We start from the raw sequence: 18,440 nt of genomic DNA on the forward strand, positions 1-18,440 counted from the left end.
GGGGGATGTCATGAAGCGTCTGCTGCTGTTTGCCTTGCTGCTGGCCTGCATCGTGGTACCGCTGGGTGCCTACGTGCGCTTGTCCGATGCCGGCCTGGGCTGCCCGGACTGGCCCGGCTGCTATGGCCATCTTTCCCCGCATCACGCCGCCGACGATATCCGTCAGGCCATGAGCGCGCAGCCGGATGGCCCGGTTAGCCCGGCCAAGGCGTGGAAGGAAATGATCCACCGCTACCTGGCCGCCACGCTGGGGCTGCTGGTGTTGCTGGCGGCGGCGCTGGCCTGGTATCGCCGCCAGCAGCGCCTGCCCGCCAGCGGGCTGCTGGCCTTGCTGGTGTTGCAGGGCTTGCTGGGGATGTGGACGGTAACGCTGCTGCTGAAACCGGCAGTGGTCACTGCGCATTTGCTCGGCGGCATGAGCATCGTGGCGCTGCTGGCCAGCTGGCGCTTCGGTGGCCGCCAGGCGGTGGCGGTGCCGCCGCGGCTGTACTGGCTGCTGTGCGCCTTGCCGCTGCTGGTGCTGGGACAGGTGGCGCTGGGCGGCTGGGTGTCCAGCAACTATGCCGCGCTGGCCTGCCAGGGTTTTCCAACGTGTAACGGCAGCTTTTTGCCAGCGGAGATGCGGTTCGATGGCGCTTTCCACTGGCAGCGTGCGCTGGGTGAAAGTGCCGATGGCACGCCGCTGAGCCTGGCGCAACTTACCGCCATTCACTGGTTGCACCGGCTAGGGGCGCTGTTGCTGAGCCTGCTGCTGTTGGCTGCCTTGCACGCCGGCTGGCGGCATCGCGCGCTGCGGCCGCGGTTACTGTTGTTGGCCGCCGCGCTGCTGCTGCAACTGCTGCTGGGTGCGGCCAACGTGTGGCTGCAATTGCCGCTGCCGCTGGCGGTCGGTCACAACATCGGCGCCATGCTGCTGCTGACGGTGACGCTGCTGCTGCTGAGCGCCGCCCGCCGCCAGGTCGCACAGCCGCAAGCGGCGCGGCAGCGCATGGCATTGCCGCGGCTGCGGCACGCGAAGGGAAGGAGAACGACATGGCCAGCCTGACCTTTTCCCTGCACCGCCAGCAGTGGCGGGCGCTGTGGCAGCTCACCAAGCCGCGCGTGGTGCTGCTGATCGTGTTCTGCGCGGTGATCGGCATGCTGCTGGCGGTGCCGGGGCAGCCGGACGTTGGCCGCATGTTGGCCGCAACGGTGGGTATCGCGCTGGTGGCCGGGGCGGCGGCGATGATCAATTGCCTGGTGGAGCGCACCATCGACGCGCGCATGCACCGTACCGCCTGGCGCGCCACCGCGCGGGGCGATGTCAGCCCGGCGGCCACGCTGCTGGTGGCGCTGAGCGCGCTGGGGCTGGGCATGGCGCTGCTGATCGGGCTGGTGAATGCGTTGACCGCCTGGCTGACGCTGGCCACTTTTGCCGGCTACGCCATCGTCTACACCCTGCTGCTGAAGCCGAATACGCCGCAGAACATCGTGATCGGCGGTGCCAGCGGCGCCATGCCGCCGCTGCTGGGCTGGGTGGCGATGACCGGCGAAGTCAGCGCCATGGCCATGCTGCTGTTCCTGATCATCTACACCTGGACGCCGCCGCACTTCTGGGCGCTGGCGCTGTACCGGCGCGACGATTACCAGCGCGCCGGGCTGCCGATGCTGCCGGTAACGCATGGCGCGCGCTTCACCACGCTGTCCATCGTGCTGTACACCGTGCTGTTGCTGGCGGTGACCCTGCTGCCGGTGGCGCTGCGCGCCAGCGGCGCGCTGTACCTGTTGGCCGCGCTGCTGCTGGGCGCGCGCTTTTTGTGGCTTGCCGCCTGCCTGCATCGAAACTATGCTGACGAGCTCGCGCGACGCTGCTTCCGCTGGTCCATCCATTACCTGAGCTGGCTGTTTGCCGCGTTGCTGCTCGATCACTATCTCTTCATTGCACTGCGATTCTGAATGCCCAGATTGATGAAACGCCTGGCGGCTCTGTTGTTGGCCGCCGCGCTGACGGCCTGTTCGCCACAGGCCGAAAAGCTGTCGTTCAAGGCTACCGATATTACCGGCGCCGAGTTCGGCAAGCCGTTCACCCTTACCGGCCAGGATGGCAAGCCGCACGGGCTGGCCGATTACCGCGGCAAGGCGGTGGCGCTGTTCTTCGGTTATACCCACTGCCCGGACGTGTGCCCCACCACCATGCTGCAATACCAGCAGGTGATGAAGCAGCTGGGCAAGGATGCCGACCGCGTACAGGTGCTGTTCATCACCGTGGACCCGGAGCGCGATACGCCGCAGGTGCTGGCCGGCTATGTGCCGTTCTTCGACAAGCGCTTCATGGGGCTGACCGGCGCCCCGCCGCTGGTGCAGACGGTGGCCAACCAGTACAAGGTGGTGGCGCAGAAGCAGCCGGGCGCCGCCGGCGGCTATAGCGTGGACCACAGCGCCGGCAGTTATTTGTTCGATCGCGACGGTCAGCTGCGGGTTTATGTGCCGTATGGCAGCCCGGCGGCCGATATCGTCCATGATCTGCAGCAGTTGTTGCGTTAGACTTCAAGGCAGGCGCCCCAACTGTTCTGGAACACATCCCTATCGTGAGTCAGCAAAATCCCCCCCTCGCCAGCGGCACGCAGCAGGCGGAACTGGCCCGGTTCACGCTGAGCAATCCGCTGGAAATCCTGCAGCATCTGCACAGCATTGCCGAGCTGAAGCAGGCGGTGACGGTGTTCTCCAACAAGGGCAACTCCTTCATCGTGACCCGCCTGCTGGACGTCGACGTGCCGCGCGGTGTGCTGGTGTTCGGCATGAGCGCCGACGACGGTTCCAACCAGAAGCTGCTGGCCAGCGAGCGCAATGTGCTGGTGACCGCGCCGGCCGGGGTCAAGACGCAATTCATTTGTGGTCCGGCCGAGGAGGTGACCTACGACGGCCGCCGCGCGTTCGAAATGCCGTTGCCGGAAAAAATCATCCGGCTGCAGCGCCGCGAGTTCTACCGCATCCATTCGCCGCTGACCAAGCCGGTATGGTGCCGGCTGCACGAGCCGCCGGGGCGGGTGCTGCCGCTGTTCGACATCAGCCTGGGCGGCGTGGCGCTGTCGCTGAGTCTGGACCAGCATGCCTGGCTGCAGCCGGGGCAGGTGCTGTCGCAGGTGGATATCGACCTGCCCGGCGTCGGTCTGCTGCAGGTGGGGCTGGAGGTTCGCCATGTCATGCTCATCAGCGCGCGTGACGGCCAGGAGCACTACCGGGCCGGCTGTACTTTCATCGGTATGAACATGGCACGCGAAACGCTGGTACAACGCTACATCACCCACCTTGAGCGAGAGCGCCGAGCTCTGGTACGCTGAGCCCTAACTATTGCAACGCAACAAAATCATGACTTTGACTATTGCCCTGTCCAAGGGCCGCATCTTTGAAGAAACCCTGCCGCTGCTGGCCGCCGCCGGCATCGTGCCGGCCGAAGCGCCGGAATCCTCGCGCAAGCTGATCATCGGCACCAACCGCCCGGACGTGCGCCTGGTGATCGTGCGCGCCTCCGACGTGCCCACCTACGTGCAGTACGGTGCCGCCGACCTCGGCATCGCCGGCCGCGACGTGCTGATCGAGCATGGCGGTGCCGGCCTGTACCAGCCGCTGGACCTCAACATCGCCAAGTGCAAGATGATGGTGGCGGTGGAAAACGGCTTCGACTACGAGGCGGCGGTGAAACACGGCGCGCGCCTGAAAGTGGCCACCAAGTACCCGCAGATCGCGCGCGAGCACTTTGCCGCCAAGGGCGTGCACGTCGACATCATCAAGCTGTACGGCTCGATGGAACTGGCGCCGCTGGTTGGTCTGGCCGATGCCATCGTCGACCTGGTGTCCACCGGCGGCACGCTGAAGGCCAACAACCTGCAGGCGGTGGAGCACATCATCGACATCAGCTCGCGGCTGGTGGTGAACCAGGCCGCGCTCAAGCTCAAGTACGACACCATCCAGCCGGTGCTGGATGCCTTTGCCGGCGCCGTGCCGCAGTAAGCCAATGCCCGTTGCGGCCAACCTGCAGGTTGGCCGCAAGTCTATGGAGCCGTAAACATGCAACGCCTGTCTTCCTCCCAAGCCGATTTCGCCGCCCGCCTGCAAGCGCTGCTGGCGTTTGAAACGGCGCAGGACCCGGCGGTGGACGCCGCCGTCGCCGCCATCTGCGACGACGTCAAAGCCCGCGGCGATGTCGCCGTGGTGGAGTACACCAACCGTTTCGACCGCATGAGCGTGGCCAGCATGGCCGAGCTGACGCTGAGCCGCGCCGAGCTGCAGGCCGCGCATGACCGGCTGCCGCAGCATGTGCGGGCCGCGCTGACCGCCGCTGCCGAGCGTGTGCGCCGTTACCACGAGAAGCAGCTGGCGCATTCTTGGAGCTACGAGGACGAAGACGGCACCCTGCTGGGGCAGCAGGTGACGCCGCTGGACCGCGTCGGCATCTACGTGCCGGGCGGCAAGGCGGCCTATCCGAGTTCGGTACTGATGAACGCGATGCCGGCCAAGGTGGCCGGCGTAAGCGAGATCATTATGGTGGTGCCGACGCCGAACGGCGAAAAGAATGACCTAGTGTTGGCCGCAGCCTATATCGCCGGGGTGGACAAGGTGTTCACCTGTGGCGGCGCGCAGGCGGTGGCGGCGCTGGCCTACGGCACCGACAGCGTGCCGCAGGTCGACAAGATCACCGGCCCGGGCAATGCCTATGTGGCGGCCGCCAAGCGCCGCGTGTTCGGTGTGGTCGGCATCGACATGGTGGCCGGCCCGTCCGAGATTCTGGTGATCTGCGACGGCGATACCGATCCGGACTGGATTGCCATGGACTTGTTCAGCCAGGCCGAGCACGACGAGATCGCACAGGCTATCCTGCTGTGCCCGTCGGCCGACTACATCGCCCGGGTGGAAGCCAGCATCGAAAAGCTGCTGCCGAGCATGCCGCGCCGCGCCATCATCGAACAGAGCCTCACCAACCGTGGCGCGCTGATCGAGGTACGTGACCTGGACGAAGCCTGCGAGATTGCCAACTACATCGCCCCGGAGCACCTGGAGCTGTCGCTGGCCCAGCCGGAAGACTATGTCGGCAAGATTCGTCACGCCGGCGCCATCTTCATGGGCCGCTTCACCTCGGAAAGCCTGGGCGACTACTGCGCCGGCCCCAACCACGTGCTGCCCACCAGCCGCACCGCGCGCTTTGCCAGCCCGCTGGGGGTGTACGACTTTCAGAAGCGCAGCAGCCTGATCCGCGTATCGCACGCCGGCGCGCAGCAACTGGGCCGGATCGCCAGCATCCTGGCGCACGGTGAGGGCCTGACCGCTCACGCCCGTGCCGCCGAGTTGCGCCTCGACCCGTAATGCCCGCCGCGCCACCGCCGCACTGCGGCGGTAGCCGCTCACGGGGTTTCCGGTTACGATGAAGCCCTTGTTGCAAGCACCGCGTCGGGCCACTACCGACATTCTGTTACCGGCCCGGCCGGTAATAAATGCCGATGAAAATGTCTATACAGCAATTGTTCCGCCCCGACGTGCTGGCCATGCAGGCCTACCATGTCGCCGATGCCTCGGGCTACATCAAGCTCGACGCGATGGAAAACCCCTACCATCTGCCACAGGCACTGCGCCAGGAGCTGGGCCAGGTGCTGGCCGAAGTGGCGCTGAACCGCTACCCCGATCCGCATGGCGACGGCCTGAAAGAGCAGCTCAAGGCCGCCTTCGGCATTCCCGATGCCGCCGCCGTGGTGCTGGGCAACGGCTCCGACGAAATCATCACCCTGATCACCCAGGCGGTGGCCGCCGCCGATACCGTGGTGCTGGCGCTGGAGCCGTCCTTCGTGATGTACCGGCTCAACGCCCAGTTCTCGCGCGTGCGCTATGTCGGCGTGCCGCTCAAGACCGACTTCGGCATCGACCTGCCGGCCACCCTGGCCGCCATCCGCGAGCATCGCCCGGCGGTGGTGTTCCTGTCCTACCCCAATAACCCCACCGGCCCGCGCTTTGCCCGCGAGGAAGTGCAGGCGGTGCTGGATGCCGCACCGGGGCTGGTGGTGGTGGACGAGGCCTACCAGGCGTTCGCCGACGACAGCTTCATGGATCTGGCCGGCAGCCAGCCGCACCTGATCGTGATGCGCACGCTGTCCAAGCTCGGCCTGGCCGGGCTGCGCCTGGGTTACGCCGCCGGTCACCCGGAGGTGATCGCGCAGCTGGACAAGGTGCGCCCGCCGTACAACATCAACGTGCTGAGCCAGGCTGCCGCCAAGTTCGCGCTGCGCCATCTGGACGTGTTCGCCGCGCAGGCGGCCGAGCTGCGCAGCGAGCGCAGCCGCCTTGCGGCCAACCTTGCCAGCCTGCCACAGCTGACGGTGTATCCGTCCGAGGCCAACTTCCTCACCATCCGCGTGCCGGATGCGCTGGCGCTGTTTGCATACCTGAAGGCCGAGGGTATCCTGATCAAAAACCTGCACGGCTACCACCCGCTGCTGGACAACTGCCTGCGCCTGACCGTGGGCAGCCCGGACGAAAACGGCGCGCTGCTTGCCGCCATTCACGCCTACTTTGCCTGAGCCATCATGCGTACTGCTACCGTTACCCGTAATACCCTGGAAACCCAGATCACCGTCGGCATCAACCTGGACGGTACCGGCGTCGGCCGCTTCGACACCGGTGTGCCGTTCCTGGACCACATGCTGGACCAGATCGCCCGCCACGGCCTGATCGATATCGAGATCGTCGCCAAGGGCGACCTGCATATCGATGCCCACCACACCGTCGAGGACATCGGCATTACTGTGGGGCAGGCGTTTGCCAAGGCCATCGGCGACAAGAAGGGCATCCGTCGCTACGGTCACGCCTACGTGCCGCTGGACGAGGCGCTGAGCCGGGTGGTGATCGATCTGTCCGGTCGCCCGGGGCTGCAGTACCACATTCCGTTCACCCGCGCTGCCATCGGTGGTTTCGATGTCGATCTGTTCAGCGAATTCTTCCACGGCTTCGTCAATCACAGCATGGTGACGCTGCACATCGACAACCTGCGCGGCGTCAACAGCCACCACCAGGCCGAGACGGTGTTCAAGGCCTTCGGCCGTGCGCTGCGCATGGCGGTGGAGTTCGACGAGCGCATGGCGGGCATCACGCCGTCCACCAAGGGCACGCTGACCGCATGAGCGCCGTGCAGCCCGGCATTGCCGGCCTCAACCACCTGTGCCTGTGCGTGCACGAGCTGGATGTGGCGCTGGCGTTCTACGACCGCGTGATGCCGGCCATGGGCTGGCAGCCGCGCCGCTCGGCCGAATCCCGCGCCTACGTGGCCGGCAATTACGAGCTGTACCTGCAGCAGAGCAAGCAAGCGGACGCCGGCTTCCAGCGTTACGGTATCGGCCTGCAGCATCTGGCGTGCAATGCCCCGTCGCGCGCGGCGGTGGACGCGCTGTACGCGCTGCTGCTGGACATCGGCGCCGACATCAGCGACGCGCCGGCCGACTACCCGCAGTACAGCGCCGGCTACTACGCGGTGTTTTTCCGCGATCCGTCTGGCATTGCGCTGGAATTCTGCTACACCCCACACATGATCCTGTAAGGCTGATATGAAAGTTGCAGTCATCGACTACGGCATGGGCAATCTGCACTCGGTGCTGAAATCCGTGCAGTACGTGAACGACATCGGCGCCGACATCTTCCTGACCTCCGACCCGGAGCGGGTGTTGCAGGCCGACAAGGTGATCTTCCCCGGCCAGGGCGCGATGCCCGATTGCATGCGCGAGCTCAACGCCCACGGCCTGGCCGAGGCGGTGCGCGAGAGTACCCGCAACAAGCCGTTCTTCGGTATCTGCGTCGGTGCACAGCTGCTGTTCGAGCGCAGCGAAGAGGGCGACACCCCGGGCTTGGGCATCTTCCAGGGCGAGGTCAAGCGCTTTGCGGCCAACCTGCTGGACGCGCAGGGAGAGCGGCTGAAAGTACCGCACATGGGCTGGAACCGCGTGTACCAGCAGCAGTCGCACCCGCTGTTCACCGGCATCGAGGATGGCGAGCGGTTCTATTTTGTACACAGTTACCACTTCGCACCCGCTGAAGCCGGCATCAACCTGGCGGAAAGCGAGTATCCGGAGCGCTTTTGTTGTATCGTCGGGCGTGGCAATATCTTTGCCACGCAATTCCACACCGAGAAGAGCCACCGTGCCGGGTTGCAGATGATGAAGAACTTCCTGGCCTGGGATGGCACTGTTTAACTTTCCGTAGATCCTTACGCACCATGCTGCTGATTCCCGCTATCGACCTGAAGGACGGTCAATGCGTACGCCTGAAACAAGGCGTGATGACCGATGCCACCGTGTTTTCCGATGACCCCGTCAAGGTTGCGCTGCACTGGCGTGACCAGGGTGCGCGACGCCTGCACCTGGTGGACCTGAACGGTGCCTTTGCCGGCAAACCCAAGAACCTGTCGGTGATTCGCGACATCCTGGGCGCGGTGGGCGACGACATGCCGGTGCAGCTGGGCGGCGGCATCCGCGACCTGGACACCATCGAGAAGTACTTCGACCTGGGGCTGAAGTACGTGATCATCGGCACCGCCGCGGTGAAGAACCCCGGCTTCCTGCACGATGCCTGCGATGCCTTCCCCGGCCAGGTGATCGTCGGCCTGGACGCCAAGGACGGCATGGTCGCCATCGACGGCTGGGCCAAGGTGACCAATCACAACGTGATCGAACTGGCCAAGCGCTTCGAAGATTACGGCGTGAACTCGGTGATCTACACCGACATCGGCCGCGACGGCATGATGAACGGCGTCAACATCGAGGCCACCGTCAAGCTAGCGCAGGCGCTGAGCGTGCCGGTGATCGCCTCTGGCGGCCTGACCGATCTCGACGACGTGCGCAATCTGTGCGCGGTGGAGGGCGAGGGTATCGAGGGCGCCATTACCGGCCGCGCCATCTACGAGGGCAGCATCGACTTTGCTGTCGCGCAGACGCTGGCGGACGAGCTGTCCGAAGCCTAACCCCCGGTTGGCCGCCCCGTGCGGCCAACCTTCATTTGTAGTACATCATGTCCCTAGCCAAACGCATCATCCCCTGTCTCGACGTGACCGCCGGTCGCGTGGTGAAGGGTGTCAACTTCGTCGGCCTGCGCGATGCCGGCGACCCGGTGGAAATCGCCAAGCGCTACAACGAGCAGGGCGCCGACGAACTGACCTTCCTCGACATCACCGCCAGCTCCGACCAGCGCGACATCATCCTGCACGTGATCGAAGCGGTGGCCGAGCAGGTGTTCATTCCGCTGACGGTGGGCGGCGGCGTGCGCCAGGTGGCGGACATCCGCCGCCTGCTGAACGCCGGTGCCGACAAGGTCAGCATCAATACCGCCGCGGTGACCAACCCCGACCTGGTGAAGGAAGCCGCCGACAAGTTCGGCAGCCAGTGCATCGTGGTGGCGGTGGATGCCAAGGCGGTGACGCCAGAGAACGACCGCTGGGAAATCTTTACCCACGGCGGGCGCAACCCTACCGGCCTGGATGCGGTCGAATGGGCAGCGAAGATGGCTGAGTACGGCGCCGGCGAGATCCTGCTCACCAGCATGGATCGCGACGGCACCAAGATCGGCTTCAACCTGCCGCTGACGCGCGCGGTGTCCGAGGCGGTGCCGATTCCGGTGATCGCCTCCGGCGGCGTCGGCAATCTGCAGCACCTGGTGGAAGGCGTGACGCTGGGCAAGGCCGATGCGGTGCTGGCCGCCAGCATCTTCCACTTCGGCGAGTACAGCGTGCGCGAGGCGAAAGAAGCCATGCGCGCCGCCGGCATCGAAGTTCGGCTATGAGAGCTTGTTTATGACCTTTTTGCGACTGCGCTGGCTCGGCAAACGGCCAACGCTGCAGATGGCCGTTTGCCGAGCCAGCCCTTCGGGGCCGGGTTCTGCCGGCGCATCGCGTTGTCGTTCGCCCCTTGCAGTGAATGACACTGCGGTGGGGCTCTCTCCTGGCGCTGAATCCGGCAGAACCCGGCCGCAGCCGCAAAAAGATCGTAAACAAGCTCTAAGGTTGGCCGCATGACTGCAAACTGGCTGGATGCCGTGAAATGGGATGACAAGGGCCTGGTAACCGCCATCGCCCAGGATGCCGCCAGCGGCCGCGTGCTGATGGTGGCGTGGATGAACCGCGACTCGCTGCAACTGACTGCTGACACCGGCATCGCCCACTACTGGAGCCGCTCGCGCAACCGGTTGTGGAAGAAGGGCGAGGAGTCCGGCCACCTGCAGACGGTGAAGGAGCTGCGGCTGGATTGCGACGGCGATGTGATCACCATGCAGGTGGAACAGGCCGGCGGCATCGCCTGCCATACCGGCCGCGAAAGCTGCTTCTATCGCGTGTTCCGCGATGGCGACTGGGTGGTGACCGATGCGGTGCTGAAAGACCCGCACGCCATCTACCACGCGCACTGAGTGCGCGTCGCCGGGCAGCGGCTGGCGGCCACACGTTGGCCGCAGCGCGCCTGCTGGCACCAGGGTTGATCCCCATACGCCTTGTTACCTGAATGTCACACAATCGACATATACTTGCCCCCGCTGCAGCTGCAGAAAGGACGCCACAATGATTGCCGCCGAAGTTCTGAAAACCATTGGTGACACCCTGGAGGCCCGCAAGGAATCCAGCCCCAGTTCTTCCTATGTCGCCGGCCTGTTCCACAAGGGCGAGGATGCCATCCTGAAGAAAGTGGCCGAAGAGGCTGCCGAGGTGCTGATGGCGTCCAAGGACAAGGATCGCTTGCACTTGGTGCGCGAAGTGGCCGATCTGTGGTTCCACAGCATGGTGCTGCTGGCGCACCACGGCCTGCGCGCCGAAGACGTGCTGGCCGAGCTCAAGCGCCGCGAAGGCATTTCCGGCCTGGACGAAAAAGCCGCGCGCCCGCCGCAATAACCGGAGACTACCGCATGAGCAACTGCATCTTCTGCAAGATCGCCGCCGGCGAGATTCCGGCGAACAAGCTGTACGAAGACGACGAGATGATCGCCTTCCACGACATTCACCCCAAGGCGCCGGTGCACTTCCTGCTGATTCCCAAGCTGCATGTGGATTCGCTGGCGCACTGCGACGCCTCGCATCAGGCGATGCTGGGCAAGTTGCTGCTGCTGGCGCCGAAATTGGCGGCCGAACAGGGCCTGGGCGACGGTTTCAAGACCGCCATCAATACCGGCGCCGGCGGTGGCCAGGAAGTGTTCCACCTGCACCTGCACGTGCTGGGCAACAAGTAATCATTTTCCGGCGCCCGGCGCCGGTTTCCTGCTAGAGGTAAGTTTCCATGGGTTCTTTCAGCATTTGGCACTGGTTGATCGTGTTGCTGGTAGTGGTACTGGTATTCGGCACCAAGAAACTGCGCAATATCGGCGAGGATCTGGGGGGCGCGGTACGCGGCTTCAAGGAAGGCATGAAGGGCGAGACCGACAAGGACGCCGGCAAGGGCCGCGTCATTGATGCCGACGACAACGACCAGAAATAAGTAGCCGCCATCGTGTTTGAGATCAGCTTTGGCGAACTGCTGATAATCGGGGCAGTGGCGCTCATCGTGCTGGGGCCGGAGCGCCTGCCCACCGTGGCGCGCACCATCGGCGCCCTGGTTGGCCGCGCGCAGCGTTTCGTCGCCAGCGTGAAATCCGACATCCAGCAGCAGAGCCAGTTGGCCGGCCTGCAGGAGCTGCAGCAGGACATGCAGCAGGCGGCCGAGGCATTCCGCCAGCAGGTGGAAAGCGAAGTGGCACAGGTGCGGGAAGTGGCGCGCGAGATCGAGCACGAGGCCACCGCCACGCCGCCGCTGGCCGCCGACAGCGCGCACAGCATTGCCCCGCCGGATGTTGCGGCCAACCTGCCGTCAGCCGACGACGAACTGGCACGCAAAGACGACAGCCAGCTGGACCTGTTCGACCTGCCGGCCACTCCCCCCGTCCCCCCTGCTGCCGACCACCGTTCATAAATGGATCAACAACCCCTGCTTGCGCACCTGATCGAGCTACGTACCCGTTTCGTGCGGATCGCGGCCGGCCTGCTGCTGACCTTCCTGGCGCTGTTCCATTGGTCGGGTGACATCTATCACCTGATGGCCAAGCCCTTGCTGGACGTGCTGCCCAAGGGCGCCAGCATGATCGCCACCGATGTGACCGCGCCGTTCTTCGTGCCGGTGAAGGTCACCATGCTGGTGGCGTTCGTGCTGTCGCTGCCCAATACCCTGTACCAGTTGTGGGCCTTCGTGGCGCCCGGGCTGTACAACCATGAAAAAAAACTGGTGCTGCCGCTGATCGTCAGCAGCGTGCTGCTGTTCATCATCGGCATGCTGTTTGCCTACTTCGCCGTGTTCCCGGTGGTGTTCGGCTTCATGAGCGCGGTGACGCCGGTCGGGGTGTCGATGATGACCGACATCGACAAGTACCTGTCGTTTGTCCTGGGCATGTTCGTCGCGTTCGGCGTCACTTTCGAAGTGCCGGTGGTGGTGGTCCTGCTCAACCGCATGGGCATCGTCAGCCTGGCCAAGCTGCGTGAAGGCCGCCCCTACATGATAGTGGTGGCCTTCGTGGTGGCCGCGGTGGTGACGCCGCCGGACGTGCTGTCGCAGGTGATGATGGCGGTGCCGCTGTGCCTGCTGTACGAGGCCGGCATCCTGATGGCCCGCCTGGTCAACAAGCAGAAAATGGTGGCCGCCCATGACTAAGGCCCGCGTTTTCCACTGGGGCGCGGTGGCCAGCCTGGTGGCGCTGATACTGCTGTGCCTGGCATGGGAGCTGTGGCTGGCGCCGTTGCGCCCGGGCGGCTCCTGGCTGATGCTGAAAGCCGTGCTGCTGCTGCTGCCGCTGATGGGCATCCTGCGCGAGCGTGTGTATACCTACCAGTGGTCCAGCATGTTCATCCTGGCGTATTTTGCCGAAGGCGTGATGCGCAGCTGGGCGGATAGCGGCGTGGTGCAGGCGCTGGCCATGGGCGAAGTGGTGCTGACCACTGGCTACTTCTGCTGCGTGGTGCTATTTGTGCGGGCGCGACGCCAGGCATTGGCGGCCTGAGTCGCCGCCGCGCGCGTAGATAGAAAGCCAGCCACCAGGCTGGCTTTTTTCATGGCTGAACAATGCTGTGCGTTTTTGCAATATTTTGTTTAATATCAATCAAACATATATTGCAGATTTGCCATGTCATCCTGATAATGGGGCCGGCATTGCCATGGTCAAAGCGGCATTTCAGCCCATAATGAAAGCTCGCACGCAAACTCCTGGAAAAAGACAGTAATGATGAATAATCAGGTGCAGCACGAAAGTCCGTCAGCAATATCGCAACACGCCACCCATCTCGATCCCCTGCTTGATTGCCTGTTCCAGCTCACGCGCGAACACGGCATCACCACGACTCGGGATTCGCTGGTGGCGGGTATCCCGCTGGAAAACCAGCGCTTGACCCCTTCCATGTTTGCGCGTGCCGCGCGGCGTGCCGGCCTGGCCTCGCGCGTGCTGCGCCGTCCGTTGTCGGGCCTGCCGCATGCCTTGCTGCCGGCGGTGCTGCTGCTTAACGGGGATGACGCCTGCCTGCTGCGTGCGATCGATGATGACGGCAAGTTTCATATCAGCCCGGCGGAGCTGCCGGAGGCCGAGCAGGTGCTGACGCTGGAAGCGCTGGAGTCGCGCTACGCCGGCCTCGCCATCGCGGTGAAACCGCGCTTCCGCTTCGACAAGCGCGTGCCGGAGCTGAACCAGGCGCGCAGCCAGCACTGGTTCTGGCATGCCATTTTCCAGGGCCGCCCGCTGTACCGCGACGCGCTGATCGCCGCGTTCTTCATCAACGTGTTTGCGCTGTCGATCCCGCTGTTCACCATGAACGTGTATGACCGGGTGGTGCCGAACATGGCGTTTGAAACGCTGTGGGTGCTGGCCTCCGGCGTGCTGTTGCTGCTGCTGTTCGATTTCCTGATGAAGCTGACCCGCGGCTACCTGATCGATCTGGCCAGCAAGCGTGTCGACGTGATGCTGTCGTCGCTGATCATGGAGCGGGTGCTGGGTATCCGCATGGAGGCGCGCCCCAGTTCGGTGGGGGCGTTTGCGGCCAACCTGCGGGCGTTTGAGACGGTGCGCGACTTCATCGCCTCGGCCACGGTGACCACGCTGGTGGACGTGCCGTTCGCGATGTTGTTCCTGCTGGTGATCATGTGGATTTCGCCGTGGATGGTGCTGCCGCCGCTGATCGCCGTGATCCTGATGCTGCTGCTGGCCTACACCGTGCAGGAGCGCATGCAGGAGCTGACCGAAACCACCTTCCGCGCCTCGGCGCAGAAGAACGCCCACCTGGTGGAAAGCCTGGTGGGGCTGGAAACCATCAAGACGCTGAGCGCCGAGGGCGAGCTGCAGGGGCGTTGGGAAAAAGCCACCCTGTTCCTGGCGCAGGTGGGCAGCCGCCTCAAGCTGCTGTCGGCGGTGACCATGAACTTTGCCGGCTTCATCCAGCAGATGATGTCCATCTCGGTGGTAGTGCTGGGCGTGTACCTGATCAAGGAAGGGCAGACCTCGGTCGGCGGCCTGATCGCCTGCAATATGCTGGCCTCGCGCGCGCTGTCGCCGATGGGCGCCGTTGCCGGGCTGATGACCCAGTTCAACAACGCCAAGTCGTCGCTGACCTCGCTGGAAGGCATGATGAAAATGCCGGTGGAGCGGGAGAGCGAGGCTTCGTTCTTCCACCGCACCAGCTTCCGCGGCGAGATCGAGTTTTCCGGGGTGTCGTTCAATTACCCGAACAGCCCGATGGGGGCGTTGCGCAATGTGTCGTTCCGCCTCAAGGCCGGCGAGCGGGTGGGCATCCTGGGGCGCGTCGGTTCCGGCAAGAGCACCATCCAGAAGCTGGTCATGGGGCTGTACCAGGCACAGGAAGGCGCGGTGCGCATTGATGGCGTCGACCTGAAGCAGATCGACCCGGCCGAGCTGCGCCGCCACATCGGCTATGTGGCGCAGGATCCGGTGCTGTTCTACGGCACGCTGCGCCAGAACATCTGCATGGGCCAGCCGCACGTGCACGATGCCAGCATCTATGCCGCGGCCGAGCTGGCCGGCTTGAGCGAGTTCATCAACAGCCATCCGGAAGGCTTCGACATGATCATCGGCGAGCGTGGCGAATCGTTGTCCGGCGGCCAGCGCAAGGCGGTGACCATCGCCCGCGCGCTGCTGAACGCACCGCCGGTGCTGCTGCTGGATGAGCCGACCAGCAATATGGACCACAGTACCGAAGCGGCGATGAAGCGGACTTTTGAAAAGATCACCGCCGGCAAGACACTGCTGCTGGTGACGCACCACACCAATCTGCTGGATCTGGTTGACCGCATCATCGTCATCGATCAAGGGCAGATTCTGGCGGACGGGCCCAAGGCCGACATCATCCAGGCATTGCAACAGGGCCGCATCGGGAAGGCACGCGTATGAGCATGCAACAAGACAAAGAGAAGCAGACTTTCTTCCAGCGCTTGCTGGACTGGTCCTCGGCAGAGGATCTGCGTGATCGCCAGGATTTTGCCGCTGATGCGGAATGGGCGATTCTGGAGCAGAACCCGCAACGGCCACGCCTGTTCCTGTGGACCATCGGCCTGTTTATCACCGTGGCGCTGCTGTGGTCGGCGCTGGCGAGTATCGACGAGGTGGCGCGCGGTGAAGGTAAGGTAGTGCCCACCAGCCAGGTGCAGCACCTGCAGAGCCTGGATGGCGGCGTGGTGTCCAAGATCCTGGTGAAGGAAGGCGATGTCGTGGATCGCGGCCAACTATTGCTGCAGGTGGACAACACCCGCTTCGTATCCTCGCTCAACGAAAACCAGTCGCAGTCGCTGTCACTGCAGGCCAAGGCGGCCCGTCTGCGCGCCTTGTCCGATGGCAAACCGTTTGAGCTGCCGGCGCAGGTAACGCAGCAGGCGCCGGACATCGCCAACCAGGAAATGGACCTGTATCGCTCCAAGCAGATGGAGCTGGACGCCAACGTGTCCATTGCCCGTCAGCAACTGGCGCAGCGCACACAGGAACTGAACGAGGCCCGTGCCCGGCGTGACCAGGCGGCGCAGGGACTGGAGCTGACGCAGCAGGAACTCAACGTTACCCGCCCGCTGCTGAAATCCGGCGCGGTGTCCGAGGTGGACATCCTGCGGCTGGAGCGCGATGTGTCGCGCTATCGTGGCGAACGCGATATGGCCAATGCGCAGATTCCCAAGATTCAGTCCGCCATTGCCGAGGCAAGCCGCAAGATTCAGGAAGTCGAGCTCAATTTCCGCAACCAGGCCAGTACCGAACTGTCGGAAACCATGGGCAAGCTGGGTACGCTGGGTGCTGGCAGCACGGCACTGCAGGACAAGGTGAAATTGTCGGAAGTGCGCTCGCCGGTGCGTGGCGAAGTGAAGCGTCTGCTGGTGAATACCGTGGGCGGCGTGGTGCAGCCGGGCCGCGACATCATGGAGATCGTGCCGCTGGATGACACGCTGCTGATCGAGACCAAGATTTCGCCGCGCGACATCGCCTTCCTGCGGCCGGGGCAGGATGTGTTCGTACGCTTCACTGCCTACGACTCCACCATCTACGGTGGTCTGAAAGGCGTGCTGGATCAGATCGGGGCCGACTCCATCACCGACGAGAAGGGCAATACCTTCTATGTGGTGAAGGTCAAGACCGACTCCGCGCACCTGAGCGAAAAGAAACTGCCGATCAAACCAGGCATGGTGGCCGAAGTGGACATCATTACCGGCCACAAGAGCGTGCTGAATTACCTGCTCAAACCGGTACTGCGTGCCAAGGCCCAAGCCCTGAGTGAGCGTTGATATGGATATCCGGCTGATTAGCGCCAGTAATTCCCTGCAACAGCATCTGCACATGGTATTCGGCAATTGCACCCAGTATCCCAGCCTGTGGGATCTGTCCGGTTCGCTGCGGCTGTACGATGGCGAGCTGGTATGGGTGGATGCCGACAATCAGGACGAAGACCTGGTGCAGCGGCTGTGCCGCGGCGATTTCGGCAAGGCGCGGGTGGTGGTGCTGAGCAGTACGCCGACCGATCCCGCCGCGGTGAAATGGCTGGGCATGGGCGCCGCCGGCTATCTGCATGCCTTCGCCGTTGCCGAGACGCTGCAGCAAGTGGCGTCGGCGGTGGCTTCTGGCGGCACCTGGATCGGCGTCAACCTGATGCAGCAGCTGTGCGCCCGGTTTGGCCAGGTCGCCAAGAGCGACAGCCCGCTGCTGGGGCAGCTGACCGAGCGCGAGCGCGAAGTGGTCAGCCATCTGCGCGACGGCAAGAGCAACAAGCAGATCGCGCGCGACATGGATATCGCCGAGCGCACCGTGAAAGCACATCTGACCGCCATTTTCGGTAAATTCGGGGTGCCAGACCGGGTGCAACTGCTGCTGCGGCTGGCGAGCTGAGGCGTCGCGGCAGCCTGGCAAGTCATTGAAACAGCATCAAATAAGCGAAAACCGGCAGCCGCCGGTTTTTTTTGAGCTATTGCCCATCAGTACAATGTATTAAGAAATTGCCGCTCCTTAGAATCTGTTCATCATGGGTAGAATATATGGAGCGTTTGAATGAGTGCGATCGGTAATCACGGCAAAATCGTTGCAATTAGTGGCAAAGTCATTGCAGTTGCGGCCGATGGCACGCAGCGCTTCTTGAAAGTAGGCGACATCGTCGCCGTAGGCGAACGTCTCATCGTGCCAGCCGATGGCAACATCGAGTTGCAGGTCGACAATGGCAACATCGTAAAAATCGCAGAAGCGCGCGATTTGACGATTACCGATGACGTTTTCGGTCATGCCGGTCATGACAGCACCGATGCCGCGTTGGCCACGCCGACGCTGCCGAGCGAAGCGCAACAAATCCTGAGTGCGCTGCAGCAGGGCCAGGACCCGTTGCAGAACCTGGAGGCCACCGCTGCCGGTCTGAATGCTGCCGGCGCCGAGGATGGCGGTAGCTCCTACACCATCCTGGACCGCGTAAGCGAAACCATCACTACCGCCAGCCTGGACACGACCACCGGCAGCGACGAAACCACTACTACCCAGGCTTCCACCAGCACACTGGATGCCGTTACGGAAAACCAGCCGTCCATTCTGCAGGAAGATTTCAATACTGTTGAGGAAGACACCCCGGCTACCGGTAATGTACTGGACAACGACAGCGATGCCGACGACACCCTGAGTGTAGTGAGCATCACCGTGGATGACAGTCGCTACGACGTGGTTGCTGGCGAAGACACGGTGGTGAAGCTGGAGACTGGCACCCTGACCATCGGCAGCGATGGCCACTACACCTTTACTCCTGCCGCTAACTGGAGCAGTGACGAACCTATTACCATCGGATACACCACCAACACCGGCAGCAGCTCTACTCTCACCATTAATGTGACCTCGGTGAACGACAGCTTCACCGACGCCAGCGAAGTGGTGAGCGTGGACGAAGACAGCACCCTGGAAGGCAGCGTGCTGGACGG

At 63.8% G+C, this 18,440-nt stretch carries 23 protein-coding genes; all 23 read left to right on the plus strand.

Going from position 1 to position 18,440, the window contains the following annotated elements; all coding sequences use genetic code 11:
• Positions 1–10: 10 nt before the first annotated feature.
• Entirely contained in the window at positions 11–1,045 is a 1,035-nt protein-coding gene (locus tag ACFOLG_RS05320) for a COX15/CtaA family protein (protein WP_386089256.1), read from the plus strand.
• Positions 1,033–1,935: a heme o synthase gene (locus ACFOLG_RS05325; RefSeq protein ID WP_386089259.1), complete on the plus strand. Its 903-nt coding sequence runs from the start codon at positions 1,033–1,035 to the stop codon at positions 1,933–1,935. The genes ACFOLG_RS05320 and ACFOLG_RS05325 overlap by 13 nt, the downstream gene beginning before the upstream one ends.
• 12 nt (positions 1,936–1,947) lie before the next feature.
• On the plus strand, positions 1,948–2,523 hold the full coding sequence (locus ACFOLG_RS05330; RefSeq protein ID WP_386089262.1) for an SCO family protein: 576 nt from the start codon (positions 1,948–1,950) through the stop codon (positions 2,521–2,523).
• A 44-nt stretch (positions 2,524–2,567) separates the two neighbouring features.
• Positions 2,568–3,320: a flagellar brake protein gene (locus ACFOLG_RS05335; RefSeq protein ID WP_386089265.1), complete on the plus strand. Its 753-nt coding sequence runs from the start codon at positions 2,568–2,570 to the stop codon at positions 3,318–3,320.
• Between the two features lie 28 nt (positions 3,321–3,348).
• A complete protein-coding gene (gene hisG, locus ACFOLG_RS05340; RefSeq protein ID WP_386089267.1) occupies positions 3,349–3,990 on the plus strand; it encodes an ATP phosphoribosyltransferase in 642 nt (213 codons plus the stop codon).
• A gap of 57 nt (positions 3,991–4,047) precedes the next feature.
• Positions 4,048–5,340, plus strand: a complete 1,293-nt coding sequence (gene hisD, locus ACFOLG_RS05345) for a histidinol dehydrogenase (RefSeq protein ID WP_386089269.1) — start codon at positions 4,048–4,050, stop codon at positions 5,338–5,340.
• A 134-nt stretch (positions 5,341–5,474) separates the two neighbouring features.
• Positions 5,475–6,545 (plus strand): histidinol-phosphate transaminase, encoded by a 1,071-nt coding sequence (hisC, locus tag ACFOLG_RS05350; protein ID WP_386089271.1) that lies wholly within the window; start codon positions 5,475–5,477, stop codon positions 6,543–6,545.
• Positions 6,546–6,551: 6 nt separating this feature from the next.
• Entirely contained in the window at positions 6,552–7,145 is a 594-nt protein-coding gene (gene hisB / locus ACFOLG_RS05355; protein ID WP_386089273.1) for an imidazoleglycerol-phosphate dehydratase HisB, read from the plus strand.
• Positions 7,142–7,558 carry a VOC family protein gene (locus ACFOLG_RS05360; protein ID WP_386089276.1) on the plus strand — a complete coding sequence of 139 codons (417 nt, stop codon included), beginning with the start codon at positions 7,142–7,144 and terminating at the stop codon, positions 7,556–7,558. Before hisB ends, ACFOLG_RS05360 begins: the two co-directional genes overlap by 4 nt.
• A 7-nt stretch (positions 7,559–7,565) precedes the next feature.
• Positions 7,566–8,207: an imidazole glycerol phosphate synthase subunit HisH gene (gene hisH / locus ACFOLG_RS05365; protein WP_386089279.1), complete on the plus strand. Its 642-nt coding sequence runs from the start codon at positions 7,566–7,568 to the stop codon at positions 8,205–8,207.
• A 23-nt stretch (positions 8,208–8,230) separates the two neighbouring features.
• Positions 8,231–8,974 carry a 1-(5-phosphoribosyl)-5-[(5-phosphoribosylamino)methylideneamino]imidazole-4-carboxamide isomerase gene (gene hisA / locus ACFOLG_RS05370; RefSeq protein ID WP_386089282.1) on the plus strand — a complete coding sequence of 248 codons (744 nt, stop codon included), beginning with the start codon at positions 8,231–8,233 and terminating at the stop codon, positions 8,972–8,974.
• A gap of 47 nt (positions 8,975–9,021) precedes the next feature.
• On the plus strand, positions 9,022–9,789 hold the full coding sequence (gene hisF, locus ACFOLG_RS05375; protein ID WP_386089284.1) for an imidazole glycerol phosphate synthase subunit HisF: 768 nt from the start codon (positions 9,022–9,024) through the stop codon (positions 9,787–9,789).
• Between the two features lie 228 nt (positions 9,790–10,017).
• On the plus strand, positions 10,018–10,410 hold the full coding sequence (gene hisI / locus ACFOLG_RS05380; RefSeq protein WP_386089287.1) for a phosphoribosyl-AMP cyclohydrolase: 393 nt from the start codon (positions 10,018–10,020) through the stop codon (positions 10,408–10,410).
• Positions 10,411–10,558: 148 nt separating this feature from the next.
• Positions 10,559–10,885 carry a phosphoribosyl-ATP diphosphatase gene (locus ACFOLG_RS05385; protein WP_386089290.1) on the plus strand — a complete coding sequence of 109 codons (327 nt, stop codon included), beginning with the start codon at positions 10,559–10,561 and terminating at the stop codon, positions 10,883–10,885.
• A 14-nt stretch (positions 10,886–10,899) separates the two neighbouring features.
• Positions 10,900–11,220, plus strand: a complete 321-nt coding sequence (locus ACFOLG_RS05390) for a histidine triad nucleotide-binding protein (protein WP_386089292.1) — start codon at positions 10,900–10,902, stop codon at positions 11,218–11,220.
• Positions 11,221–11,267: 47 nt separating this feature from the next.
• Complete coding sequence (gene tatA / locus ACFOLG_RS05395; protein ID WP_386089294.1) at positions 11,268–11,465, plus strand: Sec-independent protein translocase subunit TatA; 198 nt, start codon at positions 11,268–11,270, stop codon at positions 11,463–11,465.
• Between the two features lie 12 nt (positions 11,466–11,477).
• Positions 11,478–11,936 (plus strand): Sec-independent protein translocase protein TatB, encoded by a 459-nt coding sequence (gene tatB / locus ACFOLG_RS05400; protein WP_386089297.1) that lies wholly within the window; start codon positions 11,478–11,480, stop codon positions 11,934–11,936.
• Positions 11,937–12,668 (plus strand): twin-arginine translocase subunit TatC, encoded by a 732-nt coding sequence (gene tatC / locus ACFOLG_RS05405; RefSeq protein ID WP_386089299.1) that lies wholly within the window; start codon positions 11,937–11,939, stop codon positions 12,666–12,668.
• Positions 12,661–13,014, plus strand: a complete 354-nt coding sequence (locus tag ACFOLG_RS05410; protein ID WP_386089302.1) for a DUF2069 domain-containing protein — start codon at positions 12,661–12,663, stop codon at positions 13,012–13,014. Before tatC ends, ACFOLG_RS05410 begins: the two co-directional genes overlap by 8 nt.
• Before the next feature lie 219 nt (positions 13,015–13,233).
• Positions 13,234–15,405 carry a type I secretion system permease/ATPase gene (locus ACFOLG_RS05415; protein ID WP_386089304.1) on the plus strand — a complete coding sequence of 724 codons (2,172 nt, stop codon included), beginning with the start codon at positions 13,234–13,236 and terminating at the stop codon, positions 15,403–15,405.
• Positions 15,402–16,778 carry an HlyD family type I secretion periplasmic adaptor subunit gene (locus ACFOLG_RS05420; RefSeq protein ID WP_386089306.1) on the plus strand — a complete coding sequence of 459 codons (1,377 nt, stop codon included), beginning with the start codon at positions 15,402–15,404 and terminating at the stop codon, positions 16,776–16,778. Before ACFOLG_RS05415 ends, ACFOLG_RS05420 begins: the two co-directional genes overlap by 4 nt.
• 52 nt (positions 16,779–16,830) lie before the next feature.
• A complete protein-coding gene (locus ACFOLG_RS05425) occupies positions 16,831–17,376 on the plus strand; it encodes a response regulator transcription factor (protein WP_386089309.1) in 546 nt (181 codons plus the stop codon).
• A gap of 159 nt (positions 17,377–17,535) precedes the next feature.
• The coding region (locus ACFOLG_RS05430; protein WP_386089312.1) for a retention module-containing protein at positions 17,536–18,440 on the plus strand (905 nt) is incomplete at its 3' end.

The sequence above is a fragment of the Vogesella facilis genome, assembly GCF_042648525.1.
In the GTDB taxonomy this organism is placed as follows: Bacteria; Pseudomonadota; Gammaproteobacteria; order Burkholderiales; family Chromobacteriaceae; genus Vogesella; species Vogesella facilis.

What these genes read in the sequence shown, in the direction of transcription:
- ACFOLG_RS05425 (WP_386089309.1), top strand. Translation starts at nt 16,831, where the DNA reads ATGGTATTCGGCAATTGCACCCAGTATCCCAGCCTGTGGGATCTGTCC.
- ACFOLG_RS05420 (WP_386089306.1), top strand. Translation starts at nt 15,402, where the DNA reads ATGAGCATGCAACAAGACAAAGAGAAGCAGACTTTCTTCCAGCGCTTG.
- ACFOLG_RS05385 (WP_386089290.1), top strand. Translation starts at nt 10,559, where the DNA reads ATGATTGCCGCCGAAGTTCTGAAAACCATTGGTGACACCCTGGAGGCC.
- ACFOLG_RS05330 (WP_386089262.1), top strand. Translation starts at nt 1,948, where the DNA reads ATGAAACGCCTGGCGGCTCTGTTGTTGGCCGCCGCGCTGACGGCCTGT.
- hisA (WP_386089282.1), top strand. Translation starts at nt 8,231, where the DNA reads ATGCTGCTGATTCCCGCTATCGACCTGAAGGACGGTCAATGCGTACGC.
- hisB (WP_386089273.1), top strand. Translation starts at nt 6,552, where the DNA reads ATGCGTACTGCTACCGTTACCCGTAATACCCTGGAAACCCAGATCACC.
- hisG (WP_386089267.1), top strand. Translation starts at nt 3,349, where the DNA reads ATGACTTTGACTATTGCCCTGTCCAAGGGCCGCATCTTTGAAGAAACC.
- hisH (WP_386089279.1), top strand. Translation starts at nt 7,566, where the DNA reads ATGAAAGTTGCAGTCATCGACTACGGCATGGGCAATCTGCACTCGGTG.
- hisD (WP_386089269.1), top strand. Translation starts at nt 4,048, where the DNA reads ATGCAACGCCTGTCTTCCTCCCAAGCCGATTTCGCCGCCCGCCTGCAA.
- hisF (WP_386089284.1), top strand. Translation starts at nt 9,022, where the DNA reads ATGTCCCTAGCCAAACGCATCATCCCCTGTCTCGACGTGACCGCCGGT.
- hisC (WP_386089271.1), top strand. Translation starts at nt 5,475, where the DNA reads ATGAAAATGTCTATACAGCAATTGTTCCGCCCCGACGTGCTGGCCATG.
- hisI (WP_386089287.1), top strand. Translation starts at nt 10,018, where the DNA reads ATGACTGCAAACTGGCTGGATGCCGTGAAATGGGATGACAAGGGCCTG.
- tatA (WP_386089294.1), top strand. Translation starts at nt 11,268, where the DNA reads ATGGGTTCTTTCAGCATTTGGCACTGGTTGATCGTGTTGCTGGTAGTG.
- ACFOLG_RS05325 (WP_386089259.1), top strand. Translation starts at nt 1,033, where the DNA reads ATGGCCAGCCTGACCTTTTCCCTGCACCGCCAGCAGTGGCGGGCGCTG.
- ACFOLG_RS05360 (WP_386089276.1), top strand. Translation starts at nt 7,142, where the DNA reads ATGAGCGCCGTGCAGCCCGGCATTGCCGGCCTCAACCACCTGTGCCTG.
- tatC (WP_386089299.1), top strand. Translation starts at nt 11,937, where the DNA reads ATGGATCAACAACCCCTGCTTGCGCACCTGATCGAGCTACGTACCCGT.
- ACFOLG_RS05390 (WP_386089292.1), top strand. Translation starts at nt 10,900, where the DNA reads ATGAGCAACTGCATCTTCTGCAAGATCGCCGCCGGCGAGATTCCGGCG.
- ACFOLG_RS05415 (WP_386089304.1), top strand. Translation starts at nt 13,234, where the DNA reads ATGATGAATAATCAGGTGCAGCACGAAAGTCCGTCAGCAATATCGCAA.
- ACFOLG_RS05410 (WP_386089302.1), top strand. Translation starts at nt 12,661, where the DNA reads ATGACTAAGGCCCGCGTTTTCCACTGGGGCGCGGTGGCCAGCCTGGTG.
- ACFOLG_RS05320 (WP_386089256.1), top strand. Translation starts at nt 11, where the DNA reads ATGAAGCGTCTGCTGCTGTTTGCCTTGCTGCTGGCCTGCATCGTGGTA.